Consider the following 13670-nt stretch of genomic DNA (forward strand, 5'->3'; position numbering starts at 1 on the left):
AGGATAAAATGAGCGAATTTGATGTTCTAGCAATCAGCCCAAAAGACGCCGATGCACCCGCAAAATTTGCGAAATCGCTGCGTGAAACGGGATTTGCGATTTTAAAAGACCACGATATGACCCCCGCCGAAATCGACAAAATGTACGATGCATGGGCGGGTTGGTTTGCCACAGATGAACGGTTTGATTTTGCTGTGAAGCCGGGCACATCTGATGGTTATTTCGGAATGAAATCTGAAAATGCCAAAGGTGCAACGCATAAAGATTTGAAAGAATTCTTTCACGTCTATCAAAACAAAGAGGTTCCAAAATCGGTGGAACCTGTGACACGTGATTTCAACGAAAAGCTGATCAAAATCGGCCATATGTTGTTGGAATGGCTGGATCAAGAAACACCACAAGATGTTAAGGACATCATGTCTGAACCAATGGTGAATATGGTCAAAGGATCGGACAGCAATCTGTTGCGCATCCTGCATTATCCACCATTGCCCGATGATGTGGAACCGGGTGAAACCCGCGCCGCCGCGCATGAGGATATCAATCTGATTACATTGCTGGTCACAGGGTCCGAACCCGGGTTGCAGGCGCAAGATGTGAATGGCACTTGGCATGATGTGCCGTGCCAAGCGGGCTATATCACGATCAATTCTGGCGATATGTTATCGCAGGCGTCCAAAGGCTACTATCCTTCGACACCGCACCGCGTTATTAACCCAGAAAAACAAGAAAACCGCTCTCGTTATTCGATGCCTTTGTTTATGCATCCACGCCCCGATGTGGTGCTGGATCACCAAACAGCGGGTGAATTTCTGGATCAACGGCTTAAAGAAATCGGTCTCAAATAATCCGATTCAAAACAAACTGCGCTTTCTGTTCGCGCGTCCACAAGGAGAAGAAAATGAAACTGAAAACAACACTTATGACGGCTGCTTTTTCGATGGCTGCAACCATCGCAATGGGCGCGGATTTCAAACCTGCTGTGATTTACGACATGGGCGGTAAATTCGACAAATCTTTTAACGAAGGCGTTTGGGCTGGTGTGAAAAAATTCACCGATGAAACAGGCGTTGAAGTAATGGAATTCGAAGTCACCAACGAAGCCCAACGTGAACAAGCGATGACCCGTATGGTTCAACGCGGCGCGACAGTTGTGTTGGGCGTGGGTTTTGCCCAAGCAGACGCTATTGATAAAATCGCGGGCGAAAACCCAGATGTGCAATTTTCCATCATTGACGTAAGCTGGTTGGATAAACCAAATCTGCGCCAATATGCGTTCAAAGAACAAGAAGGTTCGTATATCGTTGGTGTGGCCGCAGCAATGGCATCACAAACAGGCAAGGTTGGATTTGTTGGCGGCATGGACATCCCATTGATCCGCGCGTTTGGCTGTGGCTATGTCCAAGGTGTAAAGGCAACCAAAGCCGACGCCGAAGTGTTTGAAAACATGACAGGCACAACCCCAACCGCATGGAACGACCCCGCCAAAGGTGCCGAATTGACCCAAGGCCAAATCGACCGTGGCGCAGACGTGATTTATCAGGCAGCTGGTGGTACAGGTGTTGGTGTTATTCAGGCGGCCAAAGATGCTGGTAAACTGTCCATCGGTGTTGATTCAAACCAAAACCACATGGCGCCAGGTTCCGTTTTGACATCCATGTTGAAACGCGTTGATGTTGCAGCATATGCAACATTCAAAGATGCGATGGACGGTAATTTCACATCAGGCGTTCAAAACCTTGGTCTTGCCGAAGGTGGCGTTGGCTGGGCATTGGATGAAAACAATGCGGAATTGATCACACCAGAAATCAAAGCAGCAATCGAAGACGCAACCGCGAAAATCGTTTCTGGTGATGTTGTGGTGCATGATTATCGCGCTGACAACACATGCCCAATGTAATCTGGGTTTCATCAGCGAATGTCTGAAACGCAAAATGAAACGAGCGGCGCAAATGCCGCTCGTTACGCGCTGGAACTGCAAGGGATTTCCAAATCCTTTGGTCTGGTGCGGGCGAACCGCGATATTAATCTGAAAATCGAAACGGGCACGATCCACGGTATCATTGGTGAAAATGGTGCGGGGAAATCCACGTTGATGAACATCCTGTTTGGGATGCATCGCGCGGATAGCGGCAAAATGTTTGTAGATGGTCAGAAAACCAAAATCCGCACCAGCGCGGATGCAATCGCACATGGCATCGGCATGGTGCATCAACATTTCATGTTAGTGAACCGCTTTAGCGTTTTGGAAAACGTGATGCTCGGCAGCGAAGGCGGAAGCCTGTTGAAACAGGGCAAACAGGCGACGATCGCGCGCTTGCAAGAACTGGGCGAAACATATGGCATGGTGGTCGATCCCCATGCATTGATTAGCGATCTAAATGTTGGCATGCGCCAGCGTGTTGAAATTTTAAAAGCGCTTAAGGGTGGTGCACGGATATTGATCCTTGATGAACCAACTGGCGTTTTAACCCCACAAGAAACCGAACAATTATTTGAAATCTTGCGGGTCTTGCGTGCCGATGGCGTGACGGTTTTACTGATCACCCACAAACTGGCCGAGATTATGGAAATCACCGACAATGTGTCGATCATGCGTGCGGGTAAAATGGTGGGGCATCGCGCCACCGCCGATACATCCCCCCAAGAATTGGCCGAATTGATGGTGGGGCGCAAAGTGTTGTTGAATGTCGACAAAGACGCGCCACAAACCAATGATGTTTTGCTTGATGTGCAAGGGCTTGGCGCCATGTCATCGCGCGGGCATCGCATTTTGGATGATGTGTCGTTTCACGTAAAAGGCGGCGAAATCCTTGGCATCGCAGGTGTATCGGGCAATGGGCAAACACCGTTGATGGAAATTCTGACGGGGATGCGTATTCCCGATCGTGGGCATGTTGAAATTTTGGGCGAAACCATTTCCCATGATGCGCCCAAAACACCAAAACAGTTGCGTGAAATCGGCGTGGGGCATATCCCCGAAGACCGCCATGTGCATGGCTTGGTGCTTGATTTCGAAGCACAGGAAAACATGATCCTTGGCTATCATGATGGGGCGTTATCGGGTGATGGGCGATTGATGGATCGTGCTGGTATTCGCACCCATTGCGAAACGCAGATGGAAAAATACGATGTGCGCCCGCGCGACCCGTTGTTGCCAGCGGCGAATTTTTCGGGTGGCAATCAACAGAAGATCGTGATTGCACGCGAAATGTATTCCCACCCCAAGGTTTTGATTGTTGGTCAACCCACACGCGGCGTGGATGTGGGCGCGATTGAATTCATTCATAAACAACTGATCGCATTGCGCGATGCGGGCTGTGCCATCGTTGTGGTTTCCGTTGAATTGGACGAGGTCATGGGCCTGTCGGATCGGATCATGGTGATGAACGATGGCAAAAATATCGGCATTGTTGATGCGGATAAAACAGACACCAACATGCTCGGCCTGATGATGGCGGGTATCGAACAAGAGGCCGTGGCATGAATGTAACCCCGCCATTACCCAAATGGGCAGATCTGGTTTTGCTGCCGCTGATCAACCTGTTTGCTGCGTTTTTCGTATGTGGCCTGATCGTGCTCGCCATCGGGGAAAACCCATTTACGGCATTGAATGTGATGATCAAGGGTGCGTTTTTCTATCCTGAAAGCCTTGGATATACGCTTTATTACACCACGAATTTTATCTTCACGGGGCTGGCGGTTGCCACTGCGTTTCATGCGTTGATGTTTAACATCGGTGGCGAAGGACAGGCGTATCTTGGCGGGCTTGGTGCCGCTGTTGTGGCACTGTTGTTTGGGCCAAATTTACCGATGCTGATCGTGTTGCCGTTGTGTATCCTATCGTCCGCTGCGTTTGGCGCACTGTGGGCATTGATCCCGGGATATCTTCAGGCGAAACGCGGCAGCCATATCGTGATTACCACGATCATGTTCAACTTTCTGGCGTCATCCTTGATGGTGTGGCTGCTGGCGGGGCCATTGATGCAACAGGGGCAACAATCGCCACAAACAGTATTGTTTGCAGAGTCTGCGCAATTGCCCCAAATGCGCGAGGTGTTGGGTTATTTCGGTTTTGAATTGGCAAATTCGCCGTGGAACCTGTCGTTTTTTATCGCGCTGATTGCGCTGGTGGTGTTTTACATTTTGATCTGGAAAACCCGTCTGGGCTATGAAATCCGCGCAGTTGGGAAAAACCAAGAAGCAGCGCGGTATGCGGGCATTAATGTCGCCAAGATCATTATTATCGCAATGGCGATTTCGGGCGCATTTGCAGGGCTGATGGCCACGAACGAGGTTTTGGGTGTCCACAACCGCGTGATCCTGAATTTTACCGCTGGCTATGGTTTCACGGGGATTGCCGTGGCGCTCATGGGCCGCAACCATCCCATTGGGATATTTTTGGCGAGCCTTTTGTTTGGTGCATTATACCAAGGCGGGGCAGAGCTTGATTTTGAATTCACCTCTATCACCCGTGAAATGGTGGTGCTGATCCAAGGTATGATCATCCTGTTTTCGGGCGCCTTGGCATATATGTTCAATCCCAGCCTTGCACGCCTGATCGCGCGCATCAGCGCACCAAAGGAGACAACAGATGGCTGATTTCATGTTACAGTTGTTGCTGACTTTTGATGCCACGTTGCGATTGGCGACACCGCTTATTTTATGCGCGATGGCGGGGATATTTTCTGAACGCTCTGGCATCGTTGATATCTCGCTTGAGGGAAAATTGTTAACAGGCGCATTTGTGGCCGCGGCAATTACCACGCTGACGGGTTCACCGTGGTTGGGTCTGATGGCGGCGATTTGTGCGTCTGTGTTTATGTCGATGATCCACGGGTTCGCCTGTATCACCCATCGCGGTGATCAGGTTGTATCGGGACTTGCGATTAATATTCTGGCGTCTGGTTTAACCATCATCATCGGAATCGCGCTGTTTAAAAAAGGTGGGCAAACACCTGCATTATCCAGCGATGAACGTTTTCGTGGGATCGAATGGTTTGGCGTGAATATGATGGATAATATCCCCGTGATTGGCACGATTTATCGCCAGTTGATCAGCGGGCATAGCCTGTTGGTTTACGCCGCATTGCTCGCCGTTCCGCTCTGTGCGTTTATCCTTTATCGCACCCGCTTTGGTCTACGCCTGCGCGCGGTTGGTGAGAAACCTGAATCCGTGGATAGTGCTGGTGTATCCGTTGCGTGGCTGCGGTATCGTGCGTTGATTATTGGCGGTGTATTTTGTGGTATCGCTGGCGCGTATCTGTCAATTTCACATGGTGCGAATTTCGTGCGCGAAATGTCTGCGGGCAAAGGCTACATCGCCTTGGCCGCTGTGATTTTTGGCAACTGGCGCCCGATCAAGGCATTTTATGCCTGTCTGTTATTTGGCTTTTTGGATGCCGCAACATCGCGATTACAAGGGGTTGATATCCCGCTGATCGGAGAAATTCCGATTCAGTTGATGTTGGCCATTCCATATATCGTAACCGTGCTGTTGCTGGCAGGTTTCATTGGCCGCCCAACACCCCCCGCCGCCATTGGCGTGCCGTATGAAAAATAGGATTTCATGATGCAAAAACTGGATGATGACACCATTCAAACATTGATCGCTGCGGCGACGGATGTGATGAAAAACGCCCATGTGCCCTATTCCAATTTTCGCGTGGGCGCGGCGATGTTGATGGAAAATGGGGACGTTATCACAGGGTGTAATATTGAAAACGCATCCTTTGGTGGCACCATCTGTGCCGAACGTTCAGCGATTGCGGCGGCGGTATCATCGGGGCGGCGTGATATCCGCGCGATATGCGTAACAAACACCACAGATACCAGAATCACACCCTGTGGAATTTGCCGCCAAGTGATCTATGAATTTGGCCAAGAGATTCCCGTGATTTGTACAAACAATCAGGGTGATTACGACATTTTCACCATTGATGCATTATTGCCCAATGCGTTTGTCCTGTAAGGGCGGGTTTTAATAGGCTTTTTGACTTTTTTCGTAACGGAATCTGAAAAGGTTCTTTTGCTACATACGAATCCCTGTAAGGTCTGTGATCAGAAACCAGAATAAATCTGGAAAAACGGCTTGGGGTGTATGGATATACCGCAAATCATAACTGGGAGAATAACATGAAACATATTTTGAAAACTACTGTGGCGGCACTTGCGCTGACAGCGGGCGCTGCATCCGCCGAAGACGTGAAATTGGGCGTATTCTTGGGCTTTACTGGACCATTGGAATCGCTGGTTGCGAACATGGCACCCGGTGCAGAAACCGCGATTACAGAGGTATCTGAATCAGGTAAATTCATGGGTGGTTCAACTGTAACTGCGGTTCGTGCCGATACAACATGTATCGATTCAGCGGCGGCAACTGCTGCGGCGGAACGTCTGATCACATCTGACAAAGTATCTGGCATCGTTGGCGGTGACTGTTCTGGTGTGACAACAGCGGCGCTGACAAACGTGGCATTGCCAAACGGCATGGTGATGATTTCACCATCTGCAACATCACCCGCACTTTCAACAGTTGAAGATAACGGCCTGTTCTTTCGCACGGCACCATCTGATGCACGCCAAGGCGTTGTGATGTCTGACATCATCATGGATCGTGGTTTCAAAGAAGTCGCACTAACATATACCAACAATGACTACGGCAAAGGTTTGGCCGATGCATTCCAAGCAGCATTCGAAGCGGCTGGTGGTAAAGTGACCATTTCAACACCACACGAAGACGGCAAAGCGGACTATTCTGCCGAAGTGGGTGCATTGCAATCTGCAGGTGGTGAAATCTTGGTTGTTGCTGGTTATCTTGACCAAGGTGGTAAGGGCATCATCCAAGCATCTTTGGACACAGACGCGTTTGACACATTCGTATTGCCAGACGGCATGGTTGGTGACGCATTGCCAGAAGCAATCGGCGATGATTTGAATGGTTCATTCGGCCAAGCACCAGGTTCAGACAGCGAAGGCGCTGGTAAACTGGTTGAAATGGCGGGCGATGCCTATAACGCAACATCACCGTTTTCCGCAGAAAGCTATGACGCGGCAGCGTTGATCATGTTGGCGATGCAAGCAGCAAATTCAACTGATCCAGCAGCCTACAAAGAAAAAGTCATGGATGTGGCCAACGCACCGGGTGAAAAAATCTTGCCAGGTGAATTGGGCAAAGCCTTGGATATTCTGGCCGCAGGCGGCGAGATTGATTACGTTGGTGCATCCAACGTTGAATTGATCGGTGCTGGTGAAAGCGCTGGTAACTATCGCGAAATCGAAATCAAAGACGCAGCATTGTCCACTGTTGGCTACCGCTAATCGTTTTTAAATCAATTAAGGGCGGCCTTTCTCACGATTGGCCGCCTTTACGTTATTGAAAGTTTGATTTCAGATGATCAAAGTTGACAACCTTAGCAAACGCTTTGGCGGGTTTTATGCCGTCAATGGCGCCACGCTGAACATTGCCACAGGTTCCATTACGGGGCTGATTGGCCCAAATGGCGCGGGCAAAACCACATTGTTTAACGTCATCGCAGGCGTGCACGCCCCCACGGGTGGCACCGTTATGCTTGATGGCGAGGATATCACCGGATTGTCGCCGCACACCTTGTTTCACAAGGGATTGTTGCGCACATTCCAAATTGCCCATGAATTTTCCACCATGACCGTGCGCGAAAACCTGATGATGGTACCTGGCGATCAGGCGGGCGAGCGTCTGTGGGATGCATGGTTTAAACCAAACCTTGTGCGCGCCGAAGAATTGGAATTGCGCAAAAAGGCAGACGAAGTCATCGAATTTCTGGAAATCAGCCATGTCGCCGATGAATTGGCGGGCAATTTGTCTGGTGGTCAGAAAAAATTGTTGGAACTGGGGCGCACCATGATGGTGGACGCCAAGATCGTGTTTCTGGACGAGGTCGGTGCAGGCGTGAACCGCACATTGCTCAATACCATTGGCGATGCGATTTTACGTCTGAACCAAGAACGCGGTTACACGTTTTGCATGATTGAACACGATATGAATTTCATCGGGCGTTTGTGCGACCCTGTGATCTGTATGGCCGAGGGCGCGGTTCTGGCCGAAGGTACGATTGATGAAATCAAAGCAAATGAACATGTGATCGAAGCCTATTTGGGCACAGGTCTGAAAAATAAGGAGGCCAAAGCATGAGCTTTCTTATCGGTGAAAATATGACAGGTGGGTATGGTGGTGCGGATATTCTGCATGATTGTACCATTGCGGCGGATCAAGGCGAAATTGCCGTGATCGTCGGCCCCAATGGTGCGGGTAAATCCACCGCTATGAAGGCCGTGTTTGGGATGTTAAACATTCACACAGGTCGCGTGATGTTGGATGGCGAGGATATTACCGCGCTCACCCCACAAGCGCGTGTGGCCAAGGGCATGGCATTTGTTCCCCAAACCAGCAATGTGTTCCCCACCATGAGCGTGGAAGAAAACCTTGAAATGGGTGCATTTTTGCGCCGCGACAATATCCAAGAAACCATTGATCAGGTTTACGAGCTGTTCCCGATTTTGGGAGATAAACGTCGCCAGAACGCGGGCGAATTATCGGGTGGGCAACGCCAACAAGTGGCCGTTGGTCGGGCATTGATGACCCAACCAAAGGTTTTGATGCTCGATGAACCAACGGCGGGTGTTTCACCCATCGTGATGGATGAATTATTTGATCGCATTATCGAGGTTGCCCGCACAGGCATTTCCATTTTGATGGTCGAACAAAACGCACGCCAAGCCTTGGACATTGCCGACAAAGGTTACGTTCTGGTTCAGGGGCGCAATCGTTACACAGACACGGGTCAGGCGTTGATGAACAACCCTGATGTGCGCAAAAGCTTCTTGGGGGGTTAATCGCATGGAATTACTCAACGCATTAATCTTGATGGCGAATTTTGTGCTGGTTCCAGCACTCGCCTATGGTAGCCAACTGGCCTTGGGCGCGCTTGGCGTCACACTGATTTATGGCATCTTACGCTTTTCAAATTTCGCCCATGGTGACACCATGGCATTTGGCACCATGGCTGTGATTTTATTCACGTGGTGGTTCCAATCCATGGGGATCAATTTGGGGCCATTGCCCACAGCATTGCTGGCCTTGCCATTTGGCATCGCAATTTGCGCAGGGTTCGTTTTGGCCACGGACAAGCTGGTTTATAAATTCTATCGCCAACAACGCGCCGCGCCTGTGATTTATGTGATCGCATCGGTTGGGGTTATGTTTGTGCTAAACGGCATCGTGCGTTTTATCATTGGCCCAGATGATCAGGCATTCGCAGATGGCGAACGTTTCATCGTTCGTGCGCGATCATTCAAAGAATGGACGGGTCTGGAAGAAGGTTTAACCATCAAGGTCAGCCAAGGCATCACCGTCATCACCGCCGTGTTGGTTGTGGCCGCATTGTTCTGGTTTTTGAACCGCACGCGCACAGGTAAATCCATGCGCGCATTTTCCGATAACGAGGATTTGGCGCTGTTGTCAGGGATTAATCCTGACAAGGTGGTGATGGTCACATGGATTATTGCCGCCGCATTGGCGACCATTGCGGGCACGCTTTATGGTTTGGACAAAAGCTTTAAACCATTCACATATTTCCAACTCTTGCTGCCAATTTTTGCGGCGGCGATCGTTGGTGGGCTTGGCAATCCACTGGGTGCGATTGCGGGGGGCTATGTGATTGCGTTTTCAGAAATCATGGTGACCTATGCCTATAAAAAATTCGTGGGTTATTTGGCGCCGGGCGATTGGTCGCCCGATAGTTTGTTGCAATTGCTGGGCACGAATTACAAATTTTCGGTCAGCTTTGTGATCCTATTGTTGGTGCTGCTGTTACGACCGACGGGATTGTTTAAGGGGAAATCGGTATGACCATGAACCGTAATGTTTTGTATTTTGGCATCATGGCGGTGCTGTTGATTATCGTTGGTCAATTCCAAAGCTGGAACTTGTCCCTGTCGATTTTAAACCTGTGTTTGATTTCTGCGATTATGGCGCTGGGGGTGAATATCCAGTGGGGCTATGCGGGGTTGTTTAACGTGGGCATCATGGGCTTTGCCGCGCTTGGCGGTTTGGCCGCGGTGTTGATTTCGATGCCCCCCGTTCCTGCCGCTTGGGCCGCAGGCGGTGGTGGCGTATTGCTGTCCGCACTTGCGGGGGCGGCCACGATCGTTGGCTGTATCGTCGCCTATGCCAAATTGCCCAAGGGCGGGATACGCACGGCGATTATTGTGGCTATTGGTGTGATCGGGTTTTTCATCATGCGCGGAATTTTCGTGCCCGCAACCGATGCAATTGAAAGCGTTGATGCAGCGAAAACGGGATATTTGGGCGGGCTTGGTTTGCCCGTGATCCTTGCGTGGCCAGTGGGTGGATTACTTGCAGGTGGTGTTGCATGGGTGATTGGGAAAATCACGCTTGGGCTGCGATCTGATTATCTGGCGATTGCGACATTGGGTATTTCGGAAATCATCGTGGCCGTGATGAAAAACGAAGACTGGATGACGCGCGGTGTGAAAAACGTAAACGGTTTGTCGCGCCCCGTGCCATATGAAATTGATCTCCAACAGGCACTATGGTTTCAAAACCTGTGCGAGACATTGGGCCAAGATGTGGTGACGTTTTCCAGCATATTTGTAAAACTATGTTACGCGGGTTTGTTCCTGATCGTGTTGTTGGCGATTTTTTGGCTGTCTGAACGAGCATTGAAATCGCCGTGGGGGCGCATGATGCGCGCCATTCGCGATAATGAAATTTCCGCGAATGCCATGGGTAAAAACGTAACCGCGCGCCATTTACAGGTGTTTGTTCTGGGGTCCATGGTTGTGGGGATTGCGGGGGCAATGTTGACCACGCTTGATGGCCAGTTGACGCCCGCGTCATACCAACCGCTGCGGTTCACATTCCTGATCTGGGTGATGGTAATTGTTGGCGGTTCTGGCAATAATATGGGTGCTGTCTTGGGTGGATTTGTCGTCTGGTTTTTCTGGGTCGAGGCGGAACCGATTGGTATTTGGCTGATGGATACGCTGACATCTGGCATGGCCGAAGATAGCGGCCTGCGCGCACATCTGTTGGATTCTGCCGCACATATGCGCCTGATGACGATGGGTGTGATCCTGTTGCTGGTGTTACGGTTTAGCCCGCGAGGATTGCTGCCTGAAAAGACTGGGCATCATTAACTAGCGTACGCATCATTTGCAAAAACGAAAGACGTCTGGGGTAAAACATCCCAGACGTCATTTTTTGTGGTTCACGGTTTCAAACGCGGTCTGGCAACCGCAGCATGTTTGAAACATCCGAAATCACCGGTGGAAACGGGGATATATCAAATCCCTAAGGATACGGGTTTGCACCCGTTCACAGAACCGCACAGGCGGGCCCGCCCATAAATATCATATGTGTCCAACACATAAAAAACCCCGCAGGTCATACGATCTGCGGGGCGATTTTCGTGGTGTTTTGGGGTGTTAAGCGAATTTATCCAAGGAATACCCAAACCCGCGCACCGTGCGAATATATTCATCATTGCACGCCGCATTCAGTTGTTTGCGCAGACGCCCGATATGAACATCCACTGTGCGCGTTTCGACCTCTAAACTATTGGCCCAAACGCGTTCCAACAGTTGATCACGCGAAAACACACGACCCGGTGCTTCCAGCAATACACGCAGCAATTTGAATTCCAGCGGCCCCAGATGCACGTTGTTGTCTTCGACGGTAACACCGTGACGGGTTAAATCCATTGATAGGTTTTCATAAGATAATATATTAACACCCTTGCCGCCATCACGGCTGCGCAACCCTGCGCGAACGCGTGCCAACAGTTCCTTGATGGAATAGGGTTTCACGATGTAATCATCCGCCCCTGTATCCAAACCGCGCACTTTGTCTTCTTCTTCGCCGCGCGCGGTTAACATGATGACGGGGATGTTTTTGGTGGCCTTGCCGCGTTTGATCTGGCGGCAAATTTCCAATCCAGATGCGTGTGGCAACATCCAGTCCAACAAAATGATGTCGATTTCCGTTTCCTCAAGGATAATCAAGCCCTGTTCACCAGTGTCTGCCTTGAACACATCATAACCTTCGACATCAAGGTTATACGACAGCAATTCAAGCTGTGAGGGTTCGTCCTCTACAATCAATACTTTTGGACCATCAATCGCCATATCTTTACTCTTCTACCAATTCGCCTGTGACCAAGTAATGTACTTGTTCAGCGATGTTTTTCACCTGATCGCCCGCGCGTTCCATGTTTTTCGAGATGAACTGCAAATGGGTGCAGGCCTCGATATTGCGTGGATTTTCCATCATATAGGTCAACAGCTCGCGAAACAATGCATCCGTGCGATCATTGATTTCTTGATCGGCATCGCGTGCCTGTTTTGCCTTTTCGATATCATGGTTTACATAAGCGTCCATCACTAATTCTAGCGAATTAATGATCCGTGTCGACATGTCCGAAATGCGGCGCAATACGGGTTTCATCGGTGAATAATCATCAACCGCACGCACACGATGTGACATGGTTTTTGCATAATCGCCCATACGTTCCAGTGCAGTTGAAATTTTCAACGTGGTAATCGCGCTGCGTAAATCTTCGGCCATGGGTTGGCGAAGTGCGATCAAACGGATCGCTTTGTCGTCGATTTTTTCCTCGAGCGCGTTGATGACGCTGTCACCTTTGATAACTTTCTTGGCCAGCTTGTCATCACCGTTTTTCAACGCCTTGGCGGCCTGTTTCATTTGCGCGGCAACTTCGTCGGCCATTTGCACCAACAATGTTTCGATTTCATTCAGGTCTTTGTCAAACCGTGTTACGATATGTGTGTGATCCATTTGCCTGTTCCTTACCCGATACGACCGGTGATGTAGTTTTGAGTGCGTTCATCTTCTGGTGATGTGAACAAAGTTTTAGTGGCACCCGTTTCCACCAAGTTACCTAGATGGAAAAACGCGGTGCGCTGTGAAACACGCGCAGCCTGTTGCATGGAATGCGTCACGATAACGATGGTGAATTTTTCGCGCAATTCGTCAATCAATTCCTCGATTGTTGCGGTGGCGATTGGGTCAAGTGCCGAACATGGTTCATCCATCAAGATCACCTCTGGGCGCACGGCAATCGCGCGTGCAATGCAAAGGCGCTGTTGCTGTCCACCAGACAATCCTGTGCCTGGTTCTTGCAAGCGATCGGACACCTCTTTCCAAAGACCTGCGCGTTGCAGTGACCATTCAACGATATCATCCAATTCCGATTTTGAACTGGTCAGCCCGTGAATGCGTGGGCCATATGCGATATTGTCATAGATTGATTTTGGAAATGGGTTTGGTTTTTGAAACACCATGCCCACATGTTGGCGAAGCGCGACAACGTCCACCTCGGGTGCATAAATATCTTGGCCTTCCAGTTGAATATCACCTTCGACGCGGCAGATATCCACCAAATCGTTCATCCGGTTCAAACAACGCAAAAATGTTGACTTACCACACCCAGATGGCCCGATCAGGGATGTTACTTTGTTGCGTGGAATATCAAGGTTGATTTTATCCAGCGCCTGTTTCGCACCGTAATAAACATCAACGTTTTTAGCGGTGAAAATCGGAGCCTTGTTTACGGCAGGTTTGTTTTGCACAGACGCAGCCCCTGACATTT

The 13670-nt window shown here is 50.0% G+C and carries 14 protein-coding genes; 11 read left to right on the forward strand and 3 right to left on the reverse strand.

Annotation, left to right across the window (positions count from 1 at the left end):
- Positions 1-8 precede the first annotated feature (8 nt).
- The 11 genes from IE094_RS03590 (at position 9) to IE094_RS03640 (ending at position 11199) form a co-directional block, all read left to right on the forward strand.
- Complete coding sequence (locus tag IE094_RS03590) at positions 9-848, forward strand: isopenicillin N synthase family dioxygenase (protein ID WP_189639169.1); 840 nt, start codon at positions 9-11, stop codon at positions 846-848.
- 53 nt (positions 849-901) lie between these two features.
- Entirely contained in the window at positions 902-1900 is a 999-nt protein-coding gene (locus IE094_RS03595; RefSeq protein WP_189639170.1) for a BMP family lipoprotein, read from the forward strand.
- Between the two features lie 18 nt (positions 1901-1918).
- Entirely contained in the window at positions 1919-3487 is a 1569-nt protein-coding gene (locus tag IE094_RS03600) for an ABC transporter ATP-binding protein (protein ID WP_189639171.1), read from the forward strand.
- Positions 3484-4602, forward strand: coding sequence for an ABC transporter permease (locus IE094_RS03605; RefSeq protein ID WP_189639172.1), 1119 nt, complete (start codon positions 3484-3486; stop codon positions 4600-4602). The genes IE094_RS03600 and IE094_RS03605 overlap by 4 nt, the downstream gene beginning before the upstream one ends.
- Entirely contained in the window at positions 4595-5563 is a 969-nt protein-coding gene (locus tag IE094_RS03610) for an ABC transporter permease (RefSeq protein WP_189639173.1), read from the forward strand. Before IE094_RS03605 ends, IE094_RS03610 begins: the two co-directional genes overlap by 8 nt.
- 6 nt (positions 5564-5569) lie before the next feature.
- Positions 5570-5971 (forward strand): cytidine deaminase, encoded by a 402-nt coding sequence (cdd, locus tag IE094_RS03615; protein WP_229802011.1) that lies wholly within the window; start codon positions 5570-5572, stop codon positions 5969-5971.
- 164 nt (positions 5972-6135) lie between these two features.
- Positions 6136-7320: an ABC transporter substrate-binding protein gene (locus IE094_RS03620; RefSeq protein WP_189639174.1), complete on the forward strand. Its 1185-nt coding sequence runs from the start codon at positions 6136-6138 to the stop codon at positions 7318-7320.
- Positions 7321-7393: 73 nt separating this feature from the next.
- The gene (locus tag IE094_RS03625) at positions 7394-8173 is read left to right on the forward strand and encodes an ABC transporter ATP-binding protein (protein WP_189639175.1); all 780 of its coding nucleotides are present in this window, start codon (positions 7394-7396) and stop codon (positions 8171-8173) included.
- On the forward strand, positions 8170-8874 hold the full coding sequence (locus IE094_RS03630) for an ABC transporter ATP-binding protein (protein WP_189639176.1): 705 nt from the start codon (positions 8170-8172) through the stop codon (positions 8872-8874). Before IE094_RS03625 ends, IE094_RS03630 begins: the two co-directional genes overlap by 4 nt.
- A 4-nt stretch (positions 8875-8878) precedes the next feature.
- Positions 8879-9889 carry a branched-chain amino acid ABC transporter permease gene (locus IE094_RS03635; RefSeq protein ID WP_189639177.1) on the forward strand — a complete coding sequence of 337 codons (1011 nt, stop codon included), beginning with the start codon at positions 8879-8881 and terminating at the stop codon, positions 9887-9889.
- Positions 9886-11199: a branched-chain amino acid ABC transporter permease gene (locus IE094_RS03640; protein ID WP_189639178.1), complete on the forward strand. Its 1314-nt coding sequence runs from the start codon at positions 9886-9888 to the stop codon at positions 11197-11199. The genes IE094_RS03635 and IE094_RS03640 overlap by 4 nt, the downstream gene beginning before the upstream one ends.
- A 288-nt stretch (positions 11200-11487) precedes the next feature.
- Here the strand turns inward: IE094_RS03640 and phoB are convergent, their stop codons facing one another.
- Genes phoB through pstB form a run of 3 tightly spaced genes read right to left on the reverse strand, consistent with a single transcriptional unit; the run spans position 11488 to position 13668 of the window.
- The gene (gene phoB, locus IE094_RS03645) at positions 11488-12186 is read right to left on the reverse strand and encodes a phosphate regulon transcriptional regulator PhoB (RefSeq protein WP_189639179.1); all 699 of its coding nucleotides are present in this window, start codon (positions 12184-12186) and stop codon (positions 11488-11490) included.
- A 4-nt stretch (positions 12187-12190) separates the two neighbouring features.
- Complete coding sequence (gene phoU / locus IE094_RS03650) at positions 12191-12856, reverse strand: phosphate signaling complex protein PhoU (RefSeq protein WP_189639180.1); 666 nt, start codon at positions 12854-12856, stop codon at positions 12191-12193.
- An 11-nt stretch (positions 12857-12867) separates the two neighbouring features.
- Positions 12868-13668 (reverse strand): phosphate ABC transporter ATP-binding protein PstB, encoded by an 801-nt coding sequence (pstB, locus tag IE094_RS03655; protein ID WP_189639448.1) that lies wholly within the window; start codon positions 13666-13668, stop codon positions 12868-12870.
- Positions 13669-13670 lie beyond the last annotated feature (2 nt).

It is taken from the genome of Paramylibacter ulvae (assembly GCF_014652655.1).
Taxonomy (GTDB): domain Bacteria; phylum Pseudomonadota; class Alphaproteobacteria; order Rhodobacterales; family Rhodobacteraceae; genus Amylibacter; species Amylibacter ulvae.